Source organism: Streptomyces sp. NPDC003284 (genome assembly GCF_053589675.1).
The window spans coordinates 57,029-81,968 of record NZ_JBSFSI010000002.1 but is presented as its reverse complement, the minus strand read 5'-3'; the positions used below and the strand labels follow the sequence as shown (position 1 = coordinate 81,968).

Here is a 24,940-nt window from a genome sequence, read left to right as displayed (position 1 = left end):
AGGTGAGTCATCGGCATGGAAGGAGTCCGGCATGCGGATCGGTGAACTGTCCGCCCGGACGGGAGCCAGCCGCCGGTCGCTGCGCTACTACGAGGAGCAGGGCCTGCTCGTCAGCTCCCGCTCACCGACCGGACAGCGCCACTACGAGGACGCGCACGTTCAGCGGGTGCGCCTCATACAGGCGTTCCTGGCAGCCGGCATGCCCAGCAGCACCATCGCCGAGATGGCGCCCTGCATGTCCGAGCCGACCGAGGACAGGGCGCGGCAGGCACTGAAGCTCATGGACCGCGAGCGGGCCCGGCTGTCCGAGGCCATCGACGGCCTCGCTGCCGCCAGGGCCGCGCTGGACCACCTCATCGAGGACAACCACGCGTACCTGACACGGTCGGCGGACGACGGTCCGTGAGGCGGGGATGACCGGATCGGCGCGCGGACCACAGGAAGACACCTGCGCCATGGAGTCCGGCCAGATGGACGGCGGCGGTCCTTGTCGTGGCGGGTGGCGGGGGGGGGGAGGCCAGTGGTCGGCAGCGGTCGTCGGCGGCGAGATGGATCTTCGTGCTCAGTCCGCGCTCACTGCGCATCAGTCACATCAGTTAACGGCACACTCGGTCCAACGACCAGCGGACAAACGAAACCGCCTAGCCGCGTCCCCGGGAACGGGCCGCGCGGGCGATGGTCACCACGGCCTTCTCCAGCGCGTACTCCGGGTCGTCGCCGCCGCCCTTCACCCCGGCGTCCGCCTCGGCGACGGCACGCAGGGCCACGGCGACGCCGTCCGGGGTCCAGCCGCGCATCTGCTGGCGCACGCGGTCGATCTTCCACGGCGGCATGCCCAGCTCGCGCGCCAGATCGGCGGGGCGGCCGCCGCGCGCGGAGGACAGCTTGCCGATGGCGCGCACGCCCTGCGCCAGCGCGCTGGTGATCAGCACGGGCGCCACCCCGGTCGCCAGCGACCAGCGCAGCGCCTCCAGGGCCTCGGCCGCGCGGCCCTCCACGGCCCGGTCGGCGACGGTGAAGCTGGAGGCCTCCGCGCGGCCCGTGTAGTACCGGGCGACGACGGCCTCGTCGATCGTCCCCTCCACGTCGGCGACCAGCTGGGACACCGCCGACGCCAGCTCCCGCAGATCGCTGCCGATCGCGTCGACCAGCGCCTGGCACGCCTCGGGGGTCGCCGAGCGGCCCAGACCGCGGAACTCGCCGCGCACGAAGGCGAGGCGGTCGGCGGGCTTGGTCATCTTGGGGCAGGCCACCTCCCGCGCGCCCGCCTTGCGGGCCGCGTCCAGCAGCCCCTTGCCCTTGGCGCCGCCCGCGTGCAGCAGCACGAGCGTGATCTCCTCGGCGGGCGAGGCCAGATACGCCTTCACGTCCTTGACGGTGTCGGCCGACAGGTCCTGCGCCGCGCGCACGACCACGACCTTGCGCTCGGCGAAGAGCGAGGGACTGGTCAGCTCGGCGAGGGTGCCGGGCTGCAACTGGTCGGGGGTGAGGTCCCGTACGTCCGTGTCGGCGTCGGCGGCACGGGCGGCGGCCACCACCTCCCGCACGGCGCGGTCGAGCAGCAGCTCCTCCTGGCCCACGGCGAGCGTCAGGGGGGCGAGCGGGTCGTCATTCGCAGTCTTCCTGGCCATCGCGACAAGCATCCCACGGGCCACTGACAACGCCCGCGCCGCGCACCCGCCGCGCACCCGTCGGCCGGGCGCTCCGTGTGCCCGGACCGGCCGCTACGGCTCCTCGCGCCAGCCGTCCCACTCGCCCGCGAACGCGTCCAGCTCCGCCGCGTCCAGGCGCTCCTCCTCGTCGCGCAGGACGACGAGCCACTGGGCGTCCTCGGCGTCGTCCTCACCGGCCAGCGCGTCCCGCACGAGCTGCGGCTCCTCGCTGACGCCGAACCGCTCCGCCAGTTCCTCGGCCGCCTCCTGGGCGGCATCGCGGTCGGGCAGCACCAGGACATGTCTCACGTCACTCACGCACGCCATTGTCGGACACGGAGAACGCGGCGAACGCGGCGAACGCGGCGGATGCAACGGATGCAACGGATGCGGCGGACGCGGTGAAGCAACGCACCGCCGCCGGGCACCGGCACCGGCCCCGGACCCGCCCCCGGCCGCCCGGCCTCAGCCCTTGGGCACGATCTGTATGTCGAGTTCGACCTTGATGGTGGGGCCGACCACGGCGATGCCGCGCGCCAGCATCGTCTGCCAGCTGACGGTGAAGTCGTCGCGGTGCAGCTCGGCGGTGGCCCGGCAGGCCGCCCGGACCTCGCCCTCCATGCCGTGGCCGAGGCCCAGGTAGTCCGTGTCCAGGGTGACCGTGCGGGTCACACCGTGCAGGGAGAGCGCGCCGGTGATCGCCCACCGGTTGCCGCCGCGGTGCGCGAACCGGTCGCCGTAGAACTCCAGCGTCGGGAACCGCGCCACGTCCAGGAAGTCCGGCGAACGCAGGTGGTCGTCGCGCATCCTGACGTTGGTGTCGATGGACGCCGCGTCGATCACCACGTGCATCGCCGACTGCTCGATGTCCTCGGCGACCCGCAGCACCCCGGCGAAGGAGTTGAACCGGCCGTGGATCCGGGCCAGTCCGATGTGCCGGGCGGTGAACCCGATGGAGGAGTGCGTGGGCTCGATGTCCCAGTCGCCCGGCGCGGGCAGCTCGGGCGGCTGCGCGACCTGCAACGTCACATCGCCGAGCGAGGTGAGCGAGCTCTCCGCGACGGTCGCGGCGGCCCGGTAGGGCGCGTACCCCTCGGCGGAGACGGCGAGCCGGTACTCCCCCGCGGGCACCGCCGCCACGAACGAGCCGAACGGGTCCGTCCCGCCGCCGACCACCTTGCGCCCCACGCTGTCCATCACCGCGAACTCCGCCTGCGGCACCGGCTGGCTGACCGGATCGAGCACCCGGCAGCTGAGCACCCCGGCGTCCGGTGGGGTCCGCACCGCCGCCAGGGGACTCGTCCGTTGCACTCGCTTCGTACGGCTTCCCAGCAAGCGGCCGATCATCTACGACACCCTCTGCACGATGTGACAACACCTGTTTCCGAAGAGTCATTCGATCACTGATGAGGCATTCGAGGCAACACGGGGCCACATCATGGGAAACCAGCGCATGTGCTGCCTCTCGCACGAGTAGCCGGATGTGACCTGAATTACCCATTGAGAGAACGGTTTCGCACCGTGTCCGGCGGCGCGCCGACGCGTGCCGTGCGCGCCCCGCACCCCGTCAGTCCCGCACCACGCGCACCCCCGTTCCCTCGCCCGTGACCGCGAGCGCGCCGTCGCGGTCGGTGCGCAGGACCGTGGCGCCCTGGGCGTGCAGGGCGGCGACGGTACGCGGGGACGGGTGGCCGTAGGTGTTGCCCGCGCCGACGGAGATGAGGGCCACTCTCGGGGAGACGAGGTGCATCAGCTCGGGGGCCTGGTACGCCGAGCCGTGGTGGGCGACTTTCAGGATGTCGACGGGGGCCAGCCGGGCCGCGTCGGGCGAGTGGGCCAACTGCTGCTGGGCGGGAGGCTCCAGGTCGCCCAGGAGCAGGAGGCTCAGGGAGCCGGAGCGGACGAGCAGGGTGACGCTGGCGTCGTTGGGACCGTCCGGGGCGACGGCCGGGCGGGCGGGCGGCCAGAGCACCCGCCAGGCGAGATCACCGGTGCGCCGCTCCTCGCCCGCGACGGCGCGGGTGAGGGGGATGCCCCGCCGCGCCGCCTCCCGCCGCACGAACGCCGCCTGTTCGGGCGGTTCTTCGTAGGCCGTCGTCTCGATCTCGCCCACCCGGCGCCCCCGCAGCACACCGGGCAGACCTGTCACATGGTCGGCGTGGAAGTGGGTCAGCACGAGCAGCGGGACCCGGGTGACGCCGAGCGCGCGCAGACAGCGGTCCACCCGGCGGGAGTCGGGACCGGCGTCCACCACCACACCGGCGCCGGGGCCCGCCGCCAGCACCGTCGCGTCGCCCTGCCCCACATCGCACATCGCGAACCGCCACCCCGGCGGCGGCCAGCCGGTGATCACCCGGGTCAGCGGCGGCGGCTGCACCACCGCGACCAGGAGCAGCAGCCCGCAGGCGGCGCACAACCAGGGCCGGTGCAGCAGCCGTCGGCCCAGCAGGACGAGTACGGCTGTGACCAACGCCAGCAGCAGCGCCCCGGTCCAGTCCCCCGGCCAGTCCACTCCCCCGCCGGGCAGCGCGGCGCCGGTCCTGGCCACCCACGCGATCCAGGCGGCGGGCCAGCGCGCGCACCGGGCGAGCACCTCGGCCACCGGCAGCGCGACCGGTGCGCACGCCAGGGCCGCGAAGCCCAGCACCGTCGCGGGCGCCACCGCGATCTCCGCCAGCAGGTTGCACGGCACCGCCACCAGGCTCACCCGGGCCGACAGCACGGCGACCACCGGCGCGCACAGCGCCTGTGCGGCGGCCGCCGCCGCGAGCGCCTCCGCCGGACGGGCGGGCATCCCGCGCCGCCGCAGCGTCGCGCTCCACCGGGGAGCCAGGGTGAGCAGGGCTCCGGTGGCCAGCACCGACAGCAGGAAGCCGTAACTGCGGGCCAGCCACGGGTCGTAGAGCACCAGCAGCAGGACGGCCGCCGCCAGGGCCGGGAGCAGCGACCGGCGCCGTCCCGTGGCGAGGGCGAGCAGCACCACCGATCCGCAGGCCGCGGCACGCAGCACACTCGGGTCGGGCCGGCACACCACGACGAACCCCAGGGTGAGCACCGAGCCCGCCAGCGCGGTGGCCCGCAGCGGCAGGCCGAGTCTCGGTGCCAGGCCCCGGCGCTCGGCGTGCTGGGCGAGGCCGGGCGGGCCGATGAGCAGGGCGAGCAGGATCGTGAGATTGCTCCCGGAGACGGCCAGCACATGGGCGAGGTCCGTGTCCTTGAACGCCTGGTCCAGTTCGGGTGTGATCCGCGAGGTGTCCCCGACGACGAGTCCCGGCAGCAGGGCGCGCGCGTCCCCCGGCAGGCCGTCGGTCGCCGCGCGCAGACCGGCCCGCAGCCTGCCCGCCAGGCGTTGCGGCGCGGAAGGGCCCGCGGTCACCTCGGGGGCCGCCCCGCCGGCCTCGACCTGGACCTTCAGCACCGCCGCGATCCGGTCACCGCCCGTCAGCGCAGGCGCCAGCCGTCCGGTCACCCGCAGCCGGGTGGACGGCAGCAGGCCCAGCCAGGGGGACGTGCTCCGGGGGCCGGATCCGTCCGTGCGCGGTCCGGTGGTCGCCCTGTCCTCGGCGGCCGGGGCGCGGGTGTTCACGAGGACCAGCACCGGCGCGCGGGTCGCCACCGCGGCTCCGCCCGGCCGCTGGACCCGCCGTACCTCCGCCTCGGCCAGCACGGAGACCGGCGCCATGTGGTCGCCGCTGACCCGGGGCCGGGTGAGCCGGGGATCGGAGGTCAGCTCCACCTCGGCGGTCACCGTCGCGTACTGCCGCGCCAGGCCGGGGACCGGTCCGCGCCGCACGTCCGCGCCGTGCAGTCCCGCGGAGGCGGCGGCCGCCGCGGCGGCGAGCAGCGCGAGCGCGGTGGCGGTGCGCAGCCAGGGGTGCGGGCGGCGGTCCCGGTGGGGCCGGCGCAGGAGGAGCGGAACTCCCACGGCGAGGCAGGCGACGACGACTGCCGTCACCTGGCGCACGGAGGCGTCCAGGGCCAGCGCCGCGGTCGCCCAGGCGACGAGGGCGGGCGGCACCAGCCGCAGATCGGGCGGACCCTCCTGTCGGGGACGGGAGGCACCGAGCCGGTGGCCGGAGGCGAGGTGCACCGGGGAGCGGGGACGGGAGGCGGCGTCGGTGCGCGAGGTCTCCGGGGCCGCGGACTGGCCCGGCGGTGGGCCGGGGGCGCGGGTCGCGGCGGGCGGGGTGCCGGGCGGCCAGGTATCGGGGCTCCGGGTGTCGGGGGTCCGGGTGTCAGGGGTTCGAGTGGTCGCGGGCGGGGTCATTCCGTCACCAGGCCGCGCAGGTCGGCGAAGCGGCGGTCGCCGATGCCGGTGACCTGGCGCAGTTCCTCCACCGAGCGGAAGCCGCCGTGCCGACTGCGGTAGTCGACGATGTGCTGGGCCAGTACCGGGCCGACACCGGGCAGTGTCTCCAACTGGTCGGCGGTGGCGGTGTTGAGGGAGACCGGGCCCGCCGGGGCCCCGGGCGCGCCCCCAGCGGGTCCGGCGCCCGTGGCCGCCCCCGCTCCGGTGGCCGGTGCCGGTCCGCCGACGACCAGTTGCTCGCCGTCCACGAGGAACCTCGCCCGGTTGAGGCCGTCGAGGTCGGTCCCGGGCCGTACACCACCGGCCGCCCGGAGCGCGTCGGTGACCCGTGAACCGGCCGGGAGGCGGTGGACCCCGGGGTGCCGGACCTTGCCGCTCACGTCCACCATGATCTGGCGGGCCCCGGTCGGGGCAGCGGCCCCCGGCGGTGCGGCGGCCGGGGCGGCCGATGCCACCGGGAAGTCCGGCGCTGCGCTCGGGTCGTCGCCGGTGACACGGCCCGGCTGGGACGCCGCCGCCCGGACCACCTCGGGTGCCGCGACGGACTGGGTGCGGCCGGTCCAGAAGTGCTGCACGGCCAGGACAGCGGCGGCGACGAGCACCACCGTCAGCGCGATCACATGCCTGCGCTCGACCCCGCACCGCGCCTGGAGCCACAGCGGCAGCCGCTCGCGCAGGGCAAGAGCGAGGTCGGCCGGGCCGCGCCGGGTCCGTGCCGCCTCCTCCGCAGCGCCGGTCGCGGCAGCCGTACCAGCCTTACCAGGAGGGGTGTCCGCAGGCACCGCCGAAGACATCACGGAAGCCATCACGGAAGCGGCCGGGTGAGCCGGGGACGCCGGGGACGCCGGGGGCGCGACCGGCCGGGCCCCTGGGGCGAGGGGCAGCACCGAGCGCGCAGGCCGGGAGGCGCTGTCGCGCCCGGCCCCGGGACCGTCGCCGTCTCCGACCGCACCGCCCGGAGGCCCGCTCCCCGATGCCTCCGCTTCCCCCGTCTCCTCCGCGCGGGCCGGACACCCGGCGAACAGGGCCTCGGCGCGGCGGCGCAGGTCCTCGGCCGGGGCCTGGTGGCGACGGGGTCCGGAGCGGGTGGGAGCGGGGCGGTGGCGGCGGCCATGGGTGCGGCTGTCCGAGCCGGGGGCGCGACCCGGGCCGCTGGTCGCCGTCACGGGGCGTGGATGCGGTCGAAGTGCCATGCCGTCAGCATCGGACAGCCCGTCACTTCATGATGATCTTGCTCAATTTCCGGGGACCATCCGCCGGTTGTGGACAACCGCGTCACCCACACGGGTCAGCGCGGGGAGACCACGACCCCCAGCAGCCCCGGCCCGGTGTGCGCGCCGATCACCGCGCCGACCTCGCTCACATGCAGGTCGGCGAGGCCCGGCACCCGGGCCCGCAGCCGGTCGGCGAGCGCCGCGGCCCGGTCGGGGGCGGCGAGATGGTGGACGGCGATGTCGATGCCGTCCCCGCTCGCGCGCTCGGCCGCGATCTCCTCCAGGCGGGCGATGGCCCTGGAGGCGGTCCGCACCTTCTCCAGCAGCTCGATCCGGCCGTCCTGGAGTTGCAGCAGGGGTTTCACGGCGAGTGCGGAGCCGAGCAGGGCCTGTGCGGTGCCGATGCGTCCGCCCCGGCGCAGATAGTCGAGCGTGTCGACGTAGAAGTGCGCGGAGGTGCCCGCGGCGCGCTTCTCGGCGGCCGCGACCGCCTCGTCCACCGTGCCGCCGCCCTCCGCCGTCTCGGCGGCGGCCACGGCGCAGAAGCCGAGGGCCATCGCGACCATCCCGGTGTCCACGACCCGGACCGGGACCGGCGCCTCGCGGGCGGCGAGCACGGCGGCGTCATGGGTGCCCGACAGCTCCGCCGACAGATGCAGGGAGACGATGCCGGTCGCGCCGGACTCGGCGAGCCGTCGGTAGGTCTCGGCGAAGCGCTCGGGGCTGGGGCGCGAGGTGGTGACGGAGCGCCGCTTCTGGAGGGCCTGGGCGAGGGAGCGGGTCGAGATCTCGGTGCCCTCTTCGAGGGCCCGGTCGCCGAGGACCACGGTCAGCGGGACCGCGGTGATGCCGTGGCGCTCCATCGTCCGCGGCGGCAGGTAGGCCGTTGAATCGGTGACGATCGCGACATGGCGGGACATGAGCTGGAGGTTACCTGCCGTAGCGTCCGGGTGGCAGTCCAGCCCCTCTGACCGGGTGCGCAGGTGGCCGGAACAGATGGCCGGAACCGGTGGGGCGGGCGGGCGGAGCGGGATCCGCCGGGCCCGGCGGCTCAGGTGGTGCTCTCGGGGCGGGGCTTCTTCTGCCAGGAGTAGGTGGGGCGGCGCACCGGCTCCGTGAGGGCGGGGCGGTCCCCTCCGCGGTCCGCGTCCCGGGCCTGCCCCCGGTCCCGCTCCCGGTCCGAGGACGGCCGGGCGGCCTGCTCGTCCGGGGACGGCCACAAGCCGCCCTCGTCCGGTCGGGAGGCCCCGGGTCCGGTGCCACCGGCGCCGCCCGCACCGTCGGTGTTGCCGGTGCTGGTCCAGTGGCGCAGGGCGTCGGCCTCCACGCCGATCTGGTCGCTCAGCACGTCCAGGTCGTCGTCGGCGAAGCGGCGGGCGCGGTCGTGGGCGGCCCAGCGCAGGGCGTCGGCCGAATCCGTGACGCGCCGGGTCCGCTCGGCCAGGGCCGGGAGCCGCTCGGCGAGCGTCGCGCGGTTCGGCTCGCTCTCCAGCCGCTTGAGTTCGTGGTCCAGTTCGCGCCCGTGGATGCTGAGGCGTTCGAACAGGGCGACGGACTCCTTGAGGGACTCGTCCTCGGTGGCGCCCGCGTACAGGGCGTCCTGGGTGGCGCGCATGGAGGTGCGCAGGCCGAGCCGGAGCTGGGCCAGTTCACCGGCCGGGCCCGGCTGGGCGAAGGACTTGGCCCGCAGGGTCTGGTCCTCCACCGCGCGGCGCGCCTGGTGGATCGTGCGGTCCACACCGCGCTTGGCGGCGCCGACCGCCTTGACCGTGGCGTAGGCGCCCACGCCCAGGCAGAGCAGGAAGAGCACGGCGAAGACCGCGATGACTGCTTCCACGACGCTCCTCCTCGGCTCGGCGGCGCGCTGCGCGCCACCCCTCCACGGTAAACGCAGCGGGCAGGTTCGGGGTTCCATGAAAACCCCGAACCTGCCCGTAGGGGACTACCCCGAGGCCGCGCCGTGCATCACGCGGTCACGATGTTCACCAGCTTCGGCGCACGGACGATCACCTTGCGGATGCCCGCGCCGGCCAGCGCCGCCACGACCTTCTCGTCGGCGAGCGCCACCTTCTCCAGCTCGTCCTCGGAGATGGCCGGCGGCACCTCCAGGCGGGCCTTGACCTTGCCCTTGATCTGGACGACGCAGGTCACGGTCTCGTCCACGACGTAGGCCGGGTCGGCGACGGGGAAGTCGCGGTGGACGACCGAGTCGCTGTGGCCCAGCCGGTGCCACAGCTCCTCGGCGATGTGCGGGGCCAGCGGCGCCACCATCAGCACCAGCGGTTCGGCCACCGCGCGGGAGAGCGGACCGCCCGTCTTCGTCAGATGGTTGTTCAGCTCGGTGATCTTGGCGATGGCGGTGTTGAAGCGCAGGTGCTCCAGGTCCTGGCGCACACCGTCGATCGCCTTGTGCAGGGCCCGCAGCGTCTCCTCGTCGGGCTCGGCGGCGGAGACGGTGACCTCACCGGTGGTCTCGTCGACGATGTTGCGCCACAGCCGCTGGAGCAGCCGGTACTGGCCGACCACCGCGCGCGTGTCCCACGGCCGGGAGACGTCCAGCGGGCCCATCGCCATCTCGTACAGGCGCAGGGTGTCGGCGCCGTACTCGGCGCAGATCTCGTCCGGGGTGACCGCGTTCTTCAGGGACTTGCCCATCTTGCCCAGCAGCCGGGAGACCTTCTCGCCCGCGTGGTAGTACGCGCCGTCGCGCTCCTCCACCTCGGCGGCCGGCACCGCGATGCCGCGGCTGTCGCGGTAGACGAACGCCTGGATCATGCCCTGGTTGAACAGCTTGTGGAACGGCTCGGCGGAGGAGACGTACCCCAGGTCGAAGAGGACCTTGGACCAGAAGCGCGCGTACAGCAGGTGCAGCACGGCGTGTTCGGCACCGCCCACGTACAGGTCGACGCCGCCGTGCGGCATGCCCTCGCGCGGGCCCATCCAGTAGCGCTCGATCTCCGGGTCGACCAGCGCGCGGTCGTTGTGCGGGTCCAGGTAGCGGAACTCGTACCAGCAGGAACCGGCCCAGTTGGGCATGGTGTTGGTCTCGCGGCGGTACTTCTTCGGGCCGTCGCCCAGGTCCAGGGTGACGTGGACCCAGTCCTCGTTGCGCGACAGCGGCGTCTCGGGCCGGGTGTCGGCGTCGTCCGGGTCGAAGGTGCGCGGGCTGTAGTCCTCGACCTCGGGCAGCTCCAGCGGCAGCATCGACTCGGGCAGCGGGTGCGCGATGCCCTCCTCGTCGTAGACGATCGGGAAGGGCTCGCCCCAGTAGCGCTGGCGGCTGAACAGCCAGTCGCGCAGGCGGAAGTTGACGGTGCCCTCGCCGGTGCCGGTGCGCTCCAGCCACTCGGTGATGCGCGCCTTGGCCTCGACGACGCCCAGGCCGTCCAGGGAGATCTCGTCGTTGGCGGAGTTGATGATCCTCGCGTCGTGGGAGCCGAAGGCGTCCTCCCACGTGGCGGTGTCGGTGCCGCGGCCGTCGGTGGGCTCGACCACGCAGTGGATCGGCAGCTCGAAGGCGCGCGCGAACTCGAAGTCGCGCTGGTCGCCCGCCGGGACGGCCATGATCGCGCCGGTGCCGTAGCCCATCAGGACGTAGTCCGCGATGAACACCGGCACCCGCTCGCCGTTGACCGGGTTCGTGGCGTACGCGCCGATGAAGACGCCGGTCTTGTCCTTGGCCTCGGCCTGGCGCTCCACGTCGGACTTGGCGGCGGCCTGCGCGCGGTAGGCGGCGACGGCCTCGGCGGGCGTGGCGTGGCCGCCGGTCCACACCTCGTGGGTGCCCTCGGGCCAGGCGGCCGGGGTGAACTTCTCGACCAGCGGGTGCTCGGGGGCCAGCACCATGTAGGTGGCGCCGAACAGGGTGTCGGGGCGGGTGGTGAAGACGGTGATGCGCTCGCCGTCGATCGGGAAGCCGACGCGGGCGCCCTCCGAGCGGCCGATCCAGTTGCGCTGCTGGAGCTTGATGGCCTCGGGCCAGTCCAGCTCCTCCAGGTCGTCCAGCAGCCGGTCGGCGTAGGCGGTGATGCGCATGTTCCACTGGCGCAGCTTGGCCTTGAAGACGGGGAAGTTGCCGCGCTCGGAGCGGCCGTCGGCGGTGACCTCCTCGTTGGCCAGCACGGTGCCCAGGCCGGGGCACCAGTTGACGGGCGCGTCGGAGGCGTAGGCCAGGCGGAACCCGCCCAGGACGTCGGCGCGCTCGGCGGCGGTCAGCTCGCTCCACGCGCGCGTGTGCCCGGGTACCGGGCGCTCACCGGACTCGAAGCGCGCGACCAGTTCGGCGATCGGGCGGGCCTGCCGCGCCTCGTCGTCGTACCAGGAGTTGAAGATCTGCAGGAAGATCCACTGGGTCCACTTGTAGTACTCCGGGTCGATCGTCGCGAACGACCGGCGCTTGTCGTGGCCCAGGCCCAGCCGGCGCAGCTGGGCCTTCATGTTCTCCATGTTGGCCTCGGTGGACACGCGCGGGTGCGTGCCGGTCTGCACGGCGTACTGCTCGGCGGGCAGGCCGAAGGCGTCGAAGCCCAGGGTGTGCAGCACGTTGTGGCCGCTCATCCGCTGGAACCGGGCGTAGACGTCGGTGGCGATGTACCCCAGGGGGTGGCCGACGTGCAGGCCCGCACCGGAGGGGTACGGGAACATGTCCATGATGAACTTCTTGGGACGGGCGGCCAGCTCCGGATCCCCGGCCAGGTCACCGGTGGGGTTCGGCGCCGCGTAGGTGCCGTCGGCGTCCCAGAAGTCCTGCCAGCGTGCCTCGATGTCGGCCGCCACGGCGGCCGTGTAGCGGTGCGGCGCAGTCTCCGCCTGGCCGGCGGTGGCTGCGGGGTTCGTCTCGCTCATGATCCTCAAAGCTCCATCGATCGTCTCTGCCCGCGGCTGCGACTTTCCGGAAATGAAAAATCCCCTCGCACAGGAGGGGACGCCGCGCCGATGCCGACCCACCGATTGACCCGGCGGTCGGGAGTGATCAGCGCGGCTCGCTAAGCAGAAGGCGTACGGCACGCATGGCGTCAGGGTACCGCAGCCGTCGAGCGGCCCGCGACAGGCTTGTGGACGACCGGGGCGAGGGCCACCGAGGGGACGGCGGCGGGTGGGGGCCGGAGGCACCCGCAGGAGCACCGGCAGGAGCACCGACAGAGATACGCCGAAGGCGGGCCGCCCGTCCGGACGACCCGCCTTCGATTCCTGTGGAGCTAAGGAGAATTGAACTCCTGACCTCCTGCATGCCATGCAGGCGCTCTACCAACTGAGCTATAGCCCCTTGTCCTGCTTCCGCCCGGTTTCCCCGGCGGCGACGCCAACATTACACGGTCCAGGGGGTGCTTCACCAAATCGGTTTCCGCTTCGCCCGAGATGACCGATATCGACCAGTTTGACCAGCCGGATCGGTCGGTCGGCCGGTCGGGGCGTCACGCCGTGACGAACGAGTAGAACCGCTTCAGTGTGCAGTGCTCCTCCAGGAGCCGCCCGTAGATCGGTTCGCCCTCCAGCTCGCGGTACGTCTCGATCGGGTCGCCTTTTATGATCAGCGCCCGCGCACACTCCTCGCACCAGTACTGGTAGTCGGGGTTGATCGGCTCCATGTCACGGACGATCGGCGTACCGCTGCCGCACCAGTCGCACTTACGCCTGTGGGCACCCATCGATCAGCTCCAGCTGTGGCCGCAGGCCGTGCACACGTACGAGACCCCGCCGTTGTCGCCGAGGACCTGGGCGACATGGAGGGAGCCGCAGGAGGGGCAGACCAGGCGGGTGGCGGTGGCGGTGGCGCGTATCGACGCCGCACCGAGGAGGTGTCCGCCCTCCTCGAGGATGCTCGCAGGCATCGCCACTCCCTCCCAGTCGGGCCGCGCCCCCTTCCGGCCGTTTGATTCTGCCACGGCCACCGGGCCTCTTCGCAGAGGTAGCGGAGGTATACGTACCCGGACCCCGGCGGATCCGGGGCAGGAGGGGGCGTAAAGCAGAGAATCCCGCCCCTTGCGGGACGGGATTCTCTTCACCGATCACTGGCCCTCCTCGCGGAGGACCGATCAGTGGAGCTAAGGAGAATTGAACTCCTGACCTCCTGCATGCCATGCAGGCGCTCTACCAACTGAGCTATAGCCCCTCGTTCACTCCCCGCGCCGCGGGGCGAACAAGAAGAACTTTAGCCTGCGACCTGCCGGAAAGTGAAATCCGGGTCCCCCGCGGGGGACGGCCCGCCCGGGGACGGGCTCAGGTGTCGTCGCCGAGGACCGGCTCCGGGAGCGTGCCGGCGTTGTGCTCCAGCAGGCGCCAGCCGCGGGCGCCCTCGCCCAGCACCGACCAGCAGCAGTTGGACAGCCCGCCCAGGCTCTCCCAGTGGCGGGCCTCCAGGCCGAGCAGACGCCCGATGGTCGTACGGATGGTGCCGCCGTGGCTGACCACCACCAGCGTGCCGTCCTCGGGCAGCTTGTCCGCGTGCCGCAGCACCACGGGGGCGGCGCGGTCGGCGACCTCGCTCTCCAGTTCGCCCCCGCCCCGGCGCACCGGCTCGCCGCGCTTCCACGCGGCGTACTCCTCGCCGTACCGGGCGATGATCTCCTCGTGTGTGAGCCCCTGCCACACGCCCGCGTAGGTCTCGCGCAGACCCTCGTCGCGGGCGACCTCCAGACCGGTGAGGGCGGCCAGCTCGTCGGCGGTGCGCGCGGCCCGCTTCAGGTCGGAGGAGACGATCGCGTCCGGGCCGAGGGAGGCCAGCAGACGGGCGGCCCGGCGGGCCTGGCCGACGCCGGTCCCGGTCAGCTCGACGTCCGTGGAGCCCTGGAAGCGGCGCTCCACGTTCCACGAGGTCTGGCCGTGCCGCCAGAGGATGACGCGGCGGCCCCGGCCGGGCGGCCGGACGGCCGCCTCAGCGGCGCCGCTCACCGCCACTCACCGTCCGGCTGCGCCGGCTCCTCGGCGGCCTGGAGCCTGGCGTGCTCCGCCGCCTTGCCGCGGGTCGCCTTCGCCTCCTCGGGCAGCTCCAGCTCGGGGCAGTCCTTCCACAGCCGCTCCAGGGCGTAGAAGACGCGCTCCTCGCTGTGCTGGACGTGGACGACGATGTCGACGTAGTCGAGCAGGATCCAGCGGGCCTCGCGGTCGCCCTCACGGCGGACCGGCTTGGCGCCCAGTTCCTTCTGGAGCCGCTCCTCGATCTCGTCGACGATCGACTTGACCTGGCGGTCGTTGGGCGCGGACGCCAGCAGGAAGGCGTCGGTGATCGACAGGACGTCACTGACGTCGTAGGCGATGATGTCGTGCGCGAGCTTGTCGGCGGCCGCCTGCGCGGCGGTGTTGATGAGCTCGATGGAACGGTCGGTCGCGGTCACTACAGGGCTTTCCGTCGGCGGTCACTTGAGACCAAGGGTCTCACGGACCGCCGACAGCCCCCACGTCATTACGGGATCACCGGGCGGAGCCGGGCTTGTAGTCCTGGCCGAGCACGACCGAGACGTCGGCGTTCGTGCCGACCGGACCCTTCTTCACGGCGCTCGCGGGCAGGCCCAGCGTCTTGGCGGCCTCGGTGGCGTCGTCCTTGTGGGCGTCGTCGGCGTAGCTGACCTCCGACGCCGGACGGGCCGCGGACGCCGTGCCCCCGTCCAGGAAGGTGAAGCCGCCGTTGAGCAGGGTGACGCGCGCCTTGTCGGTGTCGCCCCCGGTGCCGGAGGCGTTCTGCACCGAGACCCGTACCGCCGAGCCCTGGCCGGGGCTCTTCGCGGTGCCGCCCAGGATGTCCTTGACCACGCTGTCGCTGGTCCGCGCGGTCAGCCTGCCGTCGCTCTGCACGGGCAGCAGCGCCGTCCTGCAGTCCCCGCCCTTGGCCAGCTCGGAGAGCTTGGCCAGGAAGGTGCCGAGGTCCTGGTCCGTGAGCGAGGGGTCGAGGATCTGTGCCAGCGTCTGCACGGTGACGGTGGCCGCCTGCGGATCGGAGGAGATCTTGCGCAGCACGCCCTGCATCACCTGCCCGAACCGCTTGAGCCGGGCGTTCTGGTCCTCCCCCGGTCCGAGGTAGGTGGCGTAGGCGACGGCCATCCGGCCGCTGAGGGTCTGGCCCGTGCCCTTGTGGACGAGGAGTGTGGTGCCCTTCTTCTTCGCGTCCCGGTCGGGCACGTCGGCATCGATGTCGGCCTCGATGCCGCCGACCAGGTCGACGAGGTTCTGGAGGTAGGGCGTGTCCAGGCGCCAGGTGCCCTGGATGCTGGTGCCGAGCACCGTGTCGAGCTGGTCGCGGGTCCCCGCCGAGCCGTCGTCCTTGACCGACTTGGCCAGGGTGGTGGCGCTGCCGTCGTCGGAGGCCAGGGCGAGGGTGTTGGGCAGCAGGACGGTGGTGCCCTGCTTGGTGGTGGTGTTGTCGACGAGCAGCGCGGTGGAGGTGCCGCCCCCCGCGGTGTCGTGCAGATGGACGACGATCACGTCGCGCTTCTGGGCGCCCGCCGCGGCCGAGGTGCCGGTCCCGCCGCCGGACGACGAGAGACCGGGGAGCTTCCCGGCGTACCAGAGGTAGCCGACGCCGCCGGCCGCGACCAGTGCCAGCACCACGGCCAGCGCGACGAGGCGGCTCCTGGCGCGGCGGCGGGCCTCCTCGCGGCGCTCGGTGCGGTTCTCGGTGAACTTGAGCCAGTCGATGACGTCCTCGGAGTCGTCGCTGGGCTCCTCGACGAACGCGAACTGCTCGGTGCGGTAGTCCGGCGCGCCGTCGTCCCCCGGGCCGCCGGTGGGGCCTGGGCCGCCCGTGTGCCCGGCGCCGCCCACGGCGTCCGGGCCGTCCTGCGCCGGGCCGCCGGCCGGGGGGCCCGCCTGGTGCGGGACGCGGGGCTGCTGCGCGGCGGTACGGGGCTGCTGGCCGCCCGCCGGGGACCGGCCGTAGGGGTCGTGGCCGCCGCCGCTCGGGTCGTAGGGCGCGTACGGGTCCGCCGGGACGCCGGAACCGTAGCCGCCGCCTCGGTGCGCGTCGTAGGGCTGCTGCTGCCCGGTCTGCTGCGGGTACGGCTCGTACGGCTCGTACGGCTGCTGGTGGTACGCCTGGTACGGGTCGCCGGGGGCCGGGACGGGCTGCTGGGCGCCGGTGTCCTGGGTGCCGCCGTAGGCGGGCGGGGCCGCTGACCGCCCGCCGTCCGCCGCGTACGGGTCGTAGCCGTAGCCCTGTCCCTGCCCCTGGCTGCCGTAGGCGTCGTACGTCTGCTGGGGAGTCTGCTGGACGGGGACCTGCCGGTACATGGGACGGCCGTACTCGTCGTAGCCGACGAGCTCATAGCCCTCGCTCTCGTACCCAGCGTCGTATCGGTCGTTCACCGGTGCCCCTCTCGGCTCACTCGCCGCGGTACAGCTCGCGCTTGGCGATGTAGCGCACGACTCCGTCCGGCACCATGTACCAGATGGGGTCGCCCTTGGCGACTCTCGCCCGGCAGTCCGTGGAGGAGATGGCCAGGGCGGGGACCTCGACCAGGGAGACGCCGCCCTCGGGCAGACCGGGGTCGGTGAGGCTGTGGCCGGGGCGGGTGACGCCGATGAAGTGCGCCAGGGAGAACAGCTCCTCCGAGTCGCGCCAGGTGAGGATCTGGCCGAGCGCGTCGGCACCCGTGATGAAGAACAGGTCCGTGTCGGGGTTGAGGGCGCGCAGATCGCGCAGGGTGTCCACGGTGTACGTGGCGCCGCCGCGGTCGATGTCGATGCGGCTGACGGAGAACTGCGGGTTCTCGGCGGTCGCGATGACCGTCATCAGATAGCGGTCCTCGGCGGCGGAGACCTTGCGGTGGGACTTCTGCCAGGGCTGCCCGGTGGGGACGAACACCACCTCGTCCAGCTCGAACTGCGCGACGACCTCGCTGGCCGCCACGAGGTGCCCGTGGTGGATCGGGTCGAACGTACCGCCCATGACGCCGAGGCGCCGCTTGCCCGTGAACGAGGGGCCGCTGCCGGGGCCGTACCCGAGGTGCTTCACCGTGTCGCTCACCGGACCGGTAGGCGTGTCCTGCTCTCCCATGCGTGCAGACCCTACCGGCCCGGCCCGAGTGCTCCCGCCGGGCTCAGCGGTCGCGGTTGAAGCGGGTGGTGACCCACAGCAGGAGCAGCAGGATGATGAAGGCGGCCCCGCCCGTCACCACGGGGTTGAGGCTGTCGTGGTGGCCGCCCTCGGCCTCGGCGAGGGTGGCCAACTGGGCAGCGGTGCTGGGGATGCTCATCTTCGGCAGACCTATCCGGGTGTGGGCGGGATAAAGATGTGCGCCCATCGTATGCGCCCGGCTTCCCGCGCCCCACCCCGACTCCACGGTTGTGCGCGGGACCCCGCGGTTGTGCGTGGTGTCCCACGGTTGTGCGCGGGCGCGCGCCGGGTCGTGCTCCGCACCCGGCGGCGGACGGGCCGGGAACCTTCCGGCGGGGTCAGTCGTCGTTGCGTTTGTAGCCGCGCAGCAGGAACCAGCCGGTGAGCGCACAGCCCAGGACCATCACGACCAGGACGACCTTGAGCAGATAGCCCGATCCCTGGTGCTGGGAGGTGGTGTTCGCGGCCTCGACCAGCCGCACGGCCAGAGGATGGTGCTCCATGGCGGGACTCCTTCGGTGTACTGCCCGCCACGGTATCTCCGCCTAGTGTGGCTCCTGCCTCGGGGGCACATGGGGCGACACCGACGCATGGGGGATGACATGTCCGACGAAGGCCACCAGCACGAGGGCCACCGGCACGACGGGCGCGAGCAGGCGCCGGGCCGGCGCCGCGCGCGCTTCCCGGGGATCTCCTCGCGTGCGTACGAGCATCCGGCCGACCGCTCCGCGCTGGTCGCGCTGCGCAAGCTGAGCGGTTTCGACACGGTGTTCAAGGCCCTCAGCGGCCTGCTGCCCGAGCGCAGTCTGCGGCTGCTCTTCCTGTCCGACTCGGTACGCGTCTCGGACGAGCAGTTCGCACACTTGCACGACATGCTGCGCGACGCCTGCTACATCCTGGACCTGGACAAGGTCCCGCCGATGTACGTCAACCAGGACCCGCAGCCCAACGCGATGTGCATCGGCCTGGACGAGCCGATCATCGTGGTGACCACGGGTCTGGTCGAGCTGCTCGACGAGGAGGAGATGCGGGCGGTCGTCGGCCACGAGGTGGGCCACGCCCTGTCCGGTCACGCGGTGTACCGCACGATCCTGCTGTTCCTGACCAGCCTGGCGGTGCGGGTGGCGTGGATCCCGCTGGGCAACATAGCGATCATGGCCATCGTGACGGCGCTGCGCGAGTGGTTCCGCAAGTCGGAGCTGTCGGCGGACCGGGCGGGGCTGCTGGTCGGGCAGGACCTGCGGGCCTCCATGCGCGGTCTGATGAAGATCGCGGGCGGCAACCACCTGCACGAGATGAACGTGGACGCCTTCCTGCGCCAGGCCGAGGAGTACGAGTCGGCGGGCGACCTGCGCGACTCGGTCCTGAAGATCCTGAACGTCCTGCCGCGCACCCACCCCTTCACCACCGTGCGCGCGGCCGAGCTGAAGGCGTGGGCCGAGTCGCGCGACTACCAGCGGATCGTGGACGGCCACTATCCGCGCCGCGAGGAGGACAAGGACACCTCCGTCACCGACTCCTTCCGCGAGTCGGCCGCGCACTACGCGGGCCAGGTGAAGAACTCCAAGGACCCGCTGATGAAGCTGGTGACCGACCTGGCGGGCGGCGCGGGCGACCTGGGCGAGAAGGTCCGGCGCGGCTTCAGCGGGTTCACCGGCGGCCCGGGGCCGCGCAAGGACGCCCCCGAGGGCACCGAGGGTACGAAGGGCGCGAAGGGCGCAGAGGGCGCAGAGGGCGGCGGGGACGAGCCGCCCGCCGGTGGGGCGGCCCGCGAGGAGGACTGAAGCCCTCCCCCGCGCGGGGGCACTGCGGGCGGTTCGGGGCCCGGTGTCTCAGAGCCCCGGCGGCCCAGGGCTCCGGGGGCTCAGGGCCCCGGCGGCTCAGCTCCTGGGGGCCAGGGGCTGGGCGTCGGGGGCCAGGGAGCCGCACACGGCCGCGGTGCCGTCCGGCGCGTACGGATCCGTCCCGGCCGGGCCCCCGGGCCGGGCGCTCTGGCCGGCCAGCAGTGGCCGGAAGCGGGCGGTGGCGTCCTCGGAGCAGGACAGCGGGCCCGCCTGGACGGTGGACATGACCAGTTGCACCTGGTGCAGCCTGAGGTCGTCGCGGTCGAAGCGGAACCGCAGTTCCCGCCGGACGGTGAAGAGCGAGGCCGCCGCCGTGGCGGCGGAACCGGCCGGCCTGAGGGCGTAGACGAGGACGGGGTCGGCGGTGACCTCCAGGGTGGAGGGGTCGGTCTCGACGACCTGGAGGCTGCCCTGGGCCCGGATGGGGGCGCCGGCCGGTTCCACCCGGCGCGGGTCGAAGCGGACCAGCCAGCCGGTGGCCGCGTGCCGTCCGTCGGCGGGAGCATGGCCGCCGGTGCTGCGGTCGAACTGGTCGAGCTGGTCCGGGTCGAGCAGCGCCCGCACCGCCTCGGTCCGGTCGCCGTGGAGCACCTCCGGATCGAGGGAGGAGGCGACGATGTAGTCCCGGGCGCCGGTCAGCGCGGCGACGACCTGGCTGTCCGAGAAGTGCGCGGTGCCGCGGTGGGCGGGCAGCGGGATGCCCTCCGCGCCGGTGGCGTACGCGGCGGCGGGACTGCGCGCGTACAACCGGGCGGGATCGCTGTCCCCGGGCACCTTGCCGGTGGGGGCCAGCGGGATCACGGTCGTCCGCAGCTGTTCGACGGGGCGCAGGGTCCGCGCGTCCCGGTAGGGGGTGCGCACGCCCAGGTAGATCGCGGTGGCGAAGGCGATCACGATCAGCAGGAGCAGGAACAGCGCCTGGCGCGGCAGCGAGCGGCGCAGGTGCGGGCGGCGGCGGACGGCGGGCGTGTGGTCGGTCATCCGCTCCTGGGCGGAGTACTCCTGGAGGCGGGCAGCGCGCACGAACGATTCGTCGAAGACGACGGATCGGTACTCGTCCTCCGCGCCTGAGGGAGTGCCTTCGGGTGTCCCTTCAGGCGGGTCGCCAGGCCCTCCCATACTTTCAGGGTAGGTCGCGCGGAGCGCCGGTAAACGCGCTGCTCTGCGCCAAGTTGTGACAGCCGCTCGCCATGGGCGGCCGTGCGGCGGCCGGTGGGGGCTCAGTGGCCGCCGGGGGCCGCGGACACCGGTGGCCGGGAGTGCTCGGCGGGGGCGGCGGCGCTGCCCTGCTCCAGGCCGGTGGAGGCGGGCGGGGGCACCTGGTCGCGGCTGCCGGAGGAGCCGCCGCGGTAGACCGCGGCGAAGGCCAGGGCGACCATGCCGATGCCCATGACGACCGCGAGCACCCAGGCGACGGGGCGGTGCCAGCGGACCTGTCTGCCGAAGGCACGGGGACCGCCGAAGCGGTGGGCGAACCCGTAGGGGCCGTCGTCGTCCTGGTGGCCGGCGTCGTCCGGGTCCTCCGCGCCGTGCCGGGTGGCGAAGCCGTGCCGGTCGGCGCCGAAGCGGTCGTCGTGGCGCTCGCCTCTGGTGCGGGCGCGGCGCGCCTCGGCCTCGGACGCCTCGGCTCTGGCCTGGGCCGCGGCCAGCAGGCGTTCGACGGCGGTCGGCTCGTGCACCACGGCCGCCCGTACGAACGCCTCGTCGAAGACCACGGAGGCGAACTCTTCGTCCGACACCCCGCGGTCGTGGTCGTCGTCGGGCTCCCAGCCGTCCGGGAACGGCGTGCCCCCCACGTCCTCCGGCACGGATCCAGAGTAGACCTGGGGGGTCAATTTGGGCAGACCGCAGGGAAATTCATCCGCCTGCTGAGACGGCCCCGGCCCGGCCGGGACGACCGGCGCGGTCCGGGTTCAGCGGCGGACGTGCCCGTCGCCGGTGACGATGTACTTGGTGCTGGTCAGCTCGGGCAGCCCCATGGGGCCGCGGGCGTGCAGCTTCTGCGTGGAGATGCCGATCTCGGCGCCGAAGCCGAACTGGCTGCCGTCGGTGAAGCGGGTGGAGGCGTTCACCGCGACGGTGGTGGAGTCCACCAACTGGGTGAAGCGGCGGGCGGCCTGCTGCGAGGTGGTGACGATGGCCTCGGTGTGGCCGGAGCTCCACAGCCGGATGTGGGCGACGGCCCGGTCCAGGGAGTCGACGACGGCGGCGGCGATGTCGTAGGAGAGGTACTCGGTGTCCCAGTCCTCCGGGGTGGCCTCCACGACGGTGGCGCGGGAGTCCTTGGCGTACGCCATGACGCGCTCGTCGGCGTGCACGGTGACCCCGGCGTCGGCGAGGGCGTCCAGGGCGCGCGGCAGGAACTCGGCGGCGATGTCCTGGTGGACGAGGAGGGTCTCGGCGGCGTTGCAGACGCTGGGGCGCTGGGCCTTGGAGTTGATGAGGATGCCGACGGCCATGTCGAGGTCGGCCTGGGCGTCGACGTAGACGTGGCAGTTGCCGGTGCCGGTCTCGATGACGGGGACGGTGGACTCGTTGACCACGGTGCGGATCAGGGAGGCGCCGCCGCGCGGGATGAGGACGTCGACCAGGCCGCGGGCGCGCATCAGCTCGCGTACGCTCTCGCGGCTCTCGCCGGGCACGAGCTGGACGGCGTCGGCGGGCAGCCCGGCGCCGCCGACGGCGTCGCGGATCACCCGGACCAGGGCGGTGTTCGACGCGTAGGCGGAGGCGGAGCCGCGCAGCAGCACGGCGTTGCCCGACTTCAGGCAGAGAGCGGCGGCGTCCACGGTGACGTTGGGGCGGGCCTCGTAGATGATGCCGACCACGCCGAGCGGGACGCGGACCTGGCGCAGGTCGAGCCCGTTGGGCAGCGTGGAGCCGCGGACCACCTCGCCGACCGGGTCGGGCAGCGCGACCACGTCCCGTACGTCGGCGGCGATGGCCCGCACCCGCTCCGGGGTGAGGGTGAGCCGGTCGACGATCGCCTCGCTGGTCCCGGCGGCGCGCGCCCTGGCGACGTCCTGCGCGTTGGCCTCGACGATCTCGCTGGTACGGACCTCCAGGGCGTCCGCGACGGCGAGCAGCGCGTCGTCCTTCTCGGCGCGCGGCAGCGGCGCGAGGTCGGCGGCGGCGGCCTTGGCCCGGTAGGCGGCCTGGGTCACCGGGGACATGGAGTCGTACGGCGAGAGCGTGGTCATGGGGGCAGCGTAATGCGCCGTGCTGCGGCGTTCACGCGCTGTTCCACAGCGCGAGACGTGGACGGGGCGGGGGGCGGGTCGGCGGGGCGTGGGTGCTTGGGGGGAGCGGGCCTTGCGCCTCCGGGGCCGGGGCGGGGCGGGGGCGGCCCGCGGGTACCCGGTCCCGGGCCCGGACCGGCCGGGGCCGGGGAACAGGCCCCGGCCCGGGTGGCAGGGACCGGCAGTCCGGGCAGGCGGGGGCCGACGATGTGGTCCCGGCCGCACCTCCGGCCGGTCGGCGGGCTGGAGCGGCGGGTCCTCCTGGGCCGGGCGGCCGACCGGCTGGCCCGGCGCCCCTCCCCCCGACCGGGGAAGAGACACCGGCCGGGCCGCGACCGGGCCCGCGCCTCGCTCCCCGGAGCGGACCCGGCCCTGCACGGGCATCCGGCGCCGGTCCCGGGCGCCTCCGGCCGGTCGGTGGCCCGGACCGGACCGGCGGCCCCTCCTGGGCCGGGCGGCCGATCGGCTGGCCCGGCGCAGCCTTCCTCGATCGGGGGAGGCGCCTCGTCCTGGCTCGTGCGCGCTCCTCGGAGCAGTCCCGCCCCCGGCCGCGACCGGATCGGATCGGCCTCGGACGGGCGTAGGTCCGCGGACCGGGCGCGGCGTCTCAGAAGGGGTGGACGCCGATCGGGGTCGCCGGGGGTGGGCCGTAGCCCTCGGCGAGGCGTTGGTGGTAGGTCTCGCGGTCGATGACCTCCAGGCCGACGATCTCCCAGGGCGGGAGCTGGGCGCTCTGGCGGTGTTCGCCCCACAGCCGCAGGGCGACGGCCGCGGCGTCGTGCAGGTCGCGGGCCTCCTCCCAGTAGCGGATCTCGGCGTGGTCGTCGGCGTAGCGGCTGGTCAGCAGGAAGGGGTGGTCGTGGGCGAGCTGTTCGAGCCCGCGCCGTACCTCCTGGAGCGGGGTCCCGGCCCCGGAGACCCGCAGGGTGATGTGCCACAGCCGGGGCTGCTCCGCCTGTTCCGGGCGCCCGTCGTGCGCCGGGCGCGTGCCGTGCTCGCGCCCGCCTTCCGCGCCGTCGTGCTCCCGGTGCTCCCGGTGCTCGCGCTCGTAGCGGTCGCCGGCCGCGACGCTGGTCAGGGTCCGCTCCTCACCGGGTACGCGGGAGGGGGACGGGCCGCCACCACCGCGGGACCCCGCCGCCCCAGGGCGCACTCGTCTCACGACGGCCTCCTTCACCCAGTGCTCGTGCGGAACATGTCCCTGGGACAAAGTGCAGCAGGCCGTACGGGTCTGTGGGGCGGTTTTGCGGAAGGTCCCCCACCTTCAGGGACCGGCCGGCCGGACGTTTCGGCCCATTACGGCTCCAGGACCACCAGGTCGTCCCTGTGTACGACCTCGCGTTCGTACGCCGGTCCCAGCTCGCGGGCGAGTTCCCGGGTGGAGCGGCCGAGCAGCCGGGGGATCTCCCGGGCGTCGAAGTTGACCAGGCCGCGGGCGACGGCGCGGCCGCCCGCGTCGCGCAGCTCGACGGGGTCGCCCGCGGTGAAGTCGCCCTCGACGGCGGCGATGCCCGCCGGGAGCAGCGACTTGCGGCCCTGGACGACCGCGCGCACCGCGCCGTCGTCGAGGGTGAGGGCGCCCTGCGGCGCGGAGGCGTGCTGGAGCCAGAGCAGCCGGTCGGCGGAGCGCCGCCCGGTGGGGTGGAAGTAGGTGCCGGTGCCCTCGCCGGACAGGGCGTCGGCGGCGTGCACCGCGCTGGTGAGGACCACGGGGATGCCCGCGGCGGCGGCGATCCGGGCGGCCTCGACCTTGGTGACCATGCCGCCGGTGCCGACGCCCGCCTTGCCCGCGCTGCCGATCTCGACGCCCGCCAGGTCGGCCGGGCCGCGCACCTCGGTGATGCGGGAGGTGCCCGGCCGGCTCGGGTCGCCGTCGTAGACGCCGTCCACGTCGGAGAGCAGGACCAGCAGGTCGGCGCGGACCAGGTGGGCGACGAGGGCGGCGAGGCGGTCGTTGTCGCCGAAGCGGATCTCGTCGGTGGCGACCGTGTCGTTCTCGTTGACGACCGGCAGGGCGCCCATGGCGAGCAGCTTGTCGAGGGTGCGCGAGGCGTTGCGGTGGTGGGCGCGGCGGCTGGTGTCGTCGCCGGTCAGCAGGACCTGGCCGACGCGGATGCCGTAGCGGGCGAAGGAAGCGGTGTAGCGGGCGACCAGCAGCCCCTGGCCGACGCTGGCCGCGGCCTGCTGGCGGGCGAGGTCCTTGGGGCGGCGGGCCAGGCCGAGCGGGGCGAGGCCGGCGGCGATGGCACCGGAGGAGACGAGGACGACCTCCTTGTTCCCCGGGCCGCTGCTCTTGGCGAGGACGTCGACGAGGGCGTCCACCCGGTCGGCGTCCAGGCCGCCGGTGGCGGTGGTCAGCGAGGAGGAGCCCACCTTGACGACGATCCTGCGGGCCTCGCGCACGGCCTGCCTTGCCCCTGCCACCTTGCTGTCCGTCCCCTCGCGTGCCGGTGATCCGCCTCGCAATCTACGCGAGGCGGACGGCCGCCGCTCGTTCGTCCAGTACGCGGACGAATGACCGGTTCTCGCCCCGGGGTGTGTCTGAAACGTGAGGTGTCTCTCAAGTGGCGTCCAAGCCGCTCATGGCAACGGCCGGTTGAACGGAAGATGACTCAAAACCTTCTGTGAGCGCTT

23 protein-coding genes and 2 tRNA genes are annotated in these 24,940 nt (G+C 73.7%); 2 read left to right on the top strand and 23 right to left on the bottom strand.

All coding sequences use genetic code 11. The annotated features are described in order from the left end of the window. The first annotated feature begins 31 nt into the window (after positions 1–31). Positions 32–406 (top strand): MerR family transcriptional regulator, encoded by a 375-nt coding sequence (locus ACWDYF_RS03855; protein WP_381743202.1) that lies wholly within the window; start codon positions 32–34, stop codon positions 404–406. Between the two features lie 235 nt (positions 407–641). Here the strand turns inward: ACWDYF_RS03855 and holA are convergent, their stop codons facing one another. The 18 genes from holA to ACWDYF_RS03765 form a co-directional block, all read right to left on the bottom strand. Further along, positions 642–1,631 carry a DNA polymerase III subunit delta gene (gene holA, locus ACWDYF_RS03850; RefSeq protein ID WP_381743200.1) on the bottom strand — a complete coding sequence of 330 codons (990 nt, stop codon included), beginning with the start codon at positions 1,629–1,631 and terminating at the stop codon, positions 642–644. Between the two features lie 93 nt (positions 1,632–1,724). After that, positions 1,725–1,970, bottom strand: coding sequence for a hypothetical protein (locus ACWDYF_RS03845; protein WP_389467352.1), 246 nt, complete (start codon positions 1,968–1,970; stop codon positions 1,725–1,727). A 147-nt stretch (positions 1,971–2,117) separates the two neighbouring features. After that, entirely contained in the window at positions 2,118–2,999 is an 882-nt protein-coding gene (locus tag ACWDYF_RS03840; RefSeq protein WP_026253030.1) for a YceI family protein, read from the bottom strand. A gap of 220 nt (positions 3,000–3,219) precedes the next feature. Then, positions 3,220–5,742, bottom strand: coding sequence for a ComEC/Rec2 family competence protein (locus ACWDYF_RS03835; RefSeq protein WP_389467405.1), 2,523 nt, complete (start codon positions 5,740–5,742; stop codon positions 3,220–3,222). Between the two features lie 173 nt (positions 5,743–5,915). Then, positions 5,916–6,743 (bottom strand): helix-hairpin-helix domain-containing protein, encoded by an 828-nt coding sequence (locus tag ACWDYF_RS03830; RefSeq protein ID WP_389467355.1) that lies wholly within the window; start codon positions 6,741–6,743, stop codon positions 5,916–5,918. A 506-nt stretch (positions 6,744–7,249) separates the two neighbouring features. Beyond that, positions 7,250–8,095, bottom strand: a complete 846-nt coding sequence (locus ACWDYF_RS03825) for a DegV family protein (RefSeq protein WP_018570784.1) — start codon at positions 8,093–8,095, stop codon at positions 7,250–7,252. 131 nt (positions 8,096–8,226) lie between these two features. Beyond that, positions 8,227–9,012, bottom strand: a complete 786-nt coding sequence (locus tag ACWDYF_RS03820) for a hypothetical protein (protein WP_389467359.1) — start codon at positions 9,010–9,012, stop codon at positions 8,227–8,229. A 128-nt stretch (positions 9,013–9,140) separates the two neighbouring features. Then, entirely contained in the window at positions 9,141–12,020 is a 2,880-nt protein-coding gene (gene leuS / locus ACWDYF_RS03815; protein WP_389467362.1) for a leucine--tRNA ligase, read from the bottom strand. Positions 12,021–12,368: 348 nt separating this feature from the next. After that, positions 12,369–12,441, bottom strand: a tRNA-Ala gene (locus tag ACWDYF_RS03810). Between the two features lie 148 nt (positions 12,442–12,589). Beyond that, the gene (locus ACWDYF_RS03805) at positions 12,590–12,823 is read right to left on the bottom strand and encodes a hypothetical protein (protein ID WP_006136074.1); all 234 of its coding nucleotides are present in this window, start codon (positions 12,821–12,823) and stop codon (positions 12,590–12,592) included. 3 nt (positions 12,824–12,826) lie between these two features. Next, positions 12,827–13,006 (bottom strand): hypothetical protein, encoded by a 180-nt coding sequence (locus tag ACWDYF_RS03800; protein ID WP_018570787.1) that lies wholly within the window; start codon positions 13,004–13,006, stop codon positions 12,827–12,829. Between the two features lie 208 nt (positions 13,007–13,214). Beyond that, positions 13,215–13,287: transfer RNA gene (locus ACWDYF_RS03795), tRNA-Ala, on the bottom strand. Positions 13,288–13,394: 107 nt separating this feature from the next. After that, positions 13,395–14,072, bottom strand: a complete 678-nt coding sequence (locus tag ACWDYF_RS03790) for a histidine phosphatase family protein (RefSeq protein ID WP_018570788.1) — start codon at positions 14,070–14,072, stop codon at positions 13,395–13,397. Continuing rightward, on the bottom strand, positions 14,063–14,509 hold the full coding sequence (gene rsfS / locus ACWDYF_RS03785; protein WP_381743189.1) for a ribosome silencing factor: 447 nt from the start codon (positions 14,507–14,509) through the stop codon (positions 14,063–14,065). Before rsfS ends, ACWDYF_RS03790 begins: the two co-directional genes overlap by 10 nt. Before the next feature lie 76 nt (positions 14,510–14,585). Beyond that, positions 14,586–16,472 (bottom strand): LCP family protein, encoded by a 1,887-nt coding sequence (locus ACWDYF_RS03780; RefSeq protein WP_389467366.1) that lies wholly within the window; start codon positions 16,470–16,472, stop codon positions 14,586–14,588. A gap of 16 nt (positions 16,473–16,488) precedes the next feature. Further along, the gene (gene nadD / locus ACWDYF_RS03775; RefSeq protein WP_026253032.1) at positions 16,489–17,163 is read right to left on the bottom strand and encodes a nicotinate-nucleotide adenylyltransferase; all 675 of its coding nucleotides are present in this window, start codon (positions 17,161–17,163) and stop codon (positions 16,489–16,491) included. 43 nt (positions 17,164–17,206) lie between these two features. Continuing rightward, the gene (locus tag ACWDYF_RS03770) at positions 17,207–17,362 is read right to left on the bottom strand and encodes a hypothetical protein (protein WP_026253033.1); all 156 of its coding nucleotides are present in this window, start codon (positions 17,360–17,362) and stop codon (positions 17,207–17,209) included. Positions 17,363–17,561: 199 nt separating this feature from the next. After that, positions 17,562–17,726 carry a hypothetical protein gene (locus tag ACWDYF_RS03765; protein ID WP_018570793.1) on the bottom strand — a complete coding sequence of 55 codons (165 nt, stop codon included), beginning with the start codon at positions 17,724–17,726 and terminating at the stop codon, positions 17,562–17,564. Positions 17,727–17,825: 99 nt separating this feature from the next. On the opposite strand from ACWDYF_RS03765, the gene ACWDYF_RS03760 reads away from it, so the two are divergent. After that, positions 17,826–19,007, top strand: a complete 1,182-nt coding sequence (locus tag ACWDYF_RS03760) for a M48 family metallopeptidase (RefSeq protein ID WP_389467371.1) — start codon at positions 17,826–17,828, stop codon at positions 19,005–19,007. Positions 19,008–19,103: 96 nt separating this feature from the next. Here ACWDYF_RS03760 and ACWDYF_RS03755 read toward each other — a convergent pair whose 3' ends face one another. The 5 genes from ACWDYF_RS03755 to proB all read right to left on the bottom strand — a co-directional run bounded on the left by ACWDYF_RS03755 (position 19,104) and on the right by proB (position 24,730). Further along, positions 19,104–20,186 (bottom strand): SCO2583 family membrane protein, encoded by a 1,083-nt coding sequence (locus tag ACWDYF_RS03755; RefSeq protein WP_389467374.1) that lies wholly within the window; start codon positions 20,184–20,186, stop codon positions 19,104–19,106. Between the two features lie 101 nt (positions 20,187–20,287). After that, on the bottom strand, positions 20,288–20,875 hold the full coding sequence (locus ACWDYF_RS03750; protein WP_449341792.1) for an SCO2584 family spore wall biosynthesis protein: 588 nt from the start codon (positions 20,873–20,875) through the stop codon (positions 20,288–20,290). A 105-nt stretch (positions 20,876–20,980) separates the two neighbouring features. Then, the gene (locus ACWDYF_RS03745) at positions 20,981–22,267 is read right to left on the bottom strand and encodes a glutamate-5-semialdehyde dehydrogenase (RefSeq protein WP_018570798.1); all 1,287 of its coding nucleotides are present in this window, start codon (positions 22,265–22,267) and stop codon (positions 20,981–20,983) included. Between the two features lie 646 nt (positions 22,268–22,913). Then, positions 22,914–23,459 carry a hypothetical protein gene (locus ACWDYF_RS03740; RefSeq protein WP_389467409.1) on the bottom strand — a complete coding sequence of 182 codons (546 nt, stop codon included), beginning with the start codon at positions 23,457–23,459 and terminating at the stop codon, positions 22,914–22,916. Between the two features lie 143 nt (positions 23,460–23,602). Continuing rightward, positions 23,603–24,730, bottom strand: coding sequence for a glutamate 5-kinase (gene proB / locus ACWDYF_RS03735; RefSeq protein WP_389467377.1), 1,128 nt, complete (start codon positions 24,728–24,730; stop codon positions 23,603–23,605). Positions 24,731–24,940: the final 210 nt, after the last annotated feature.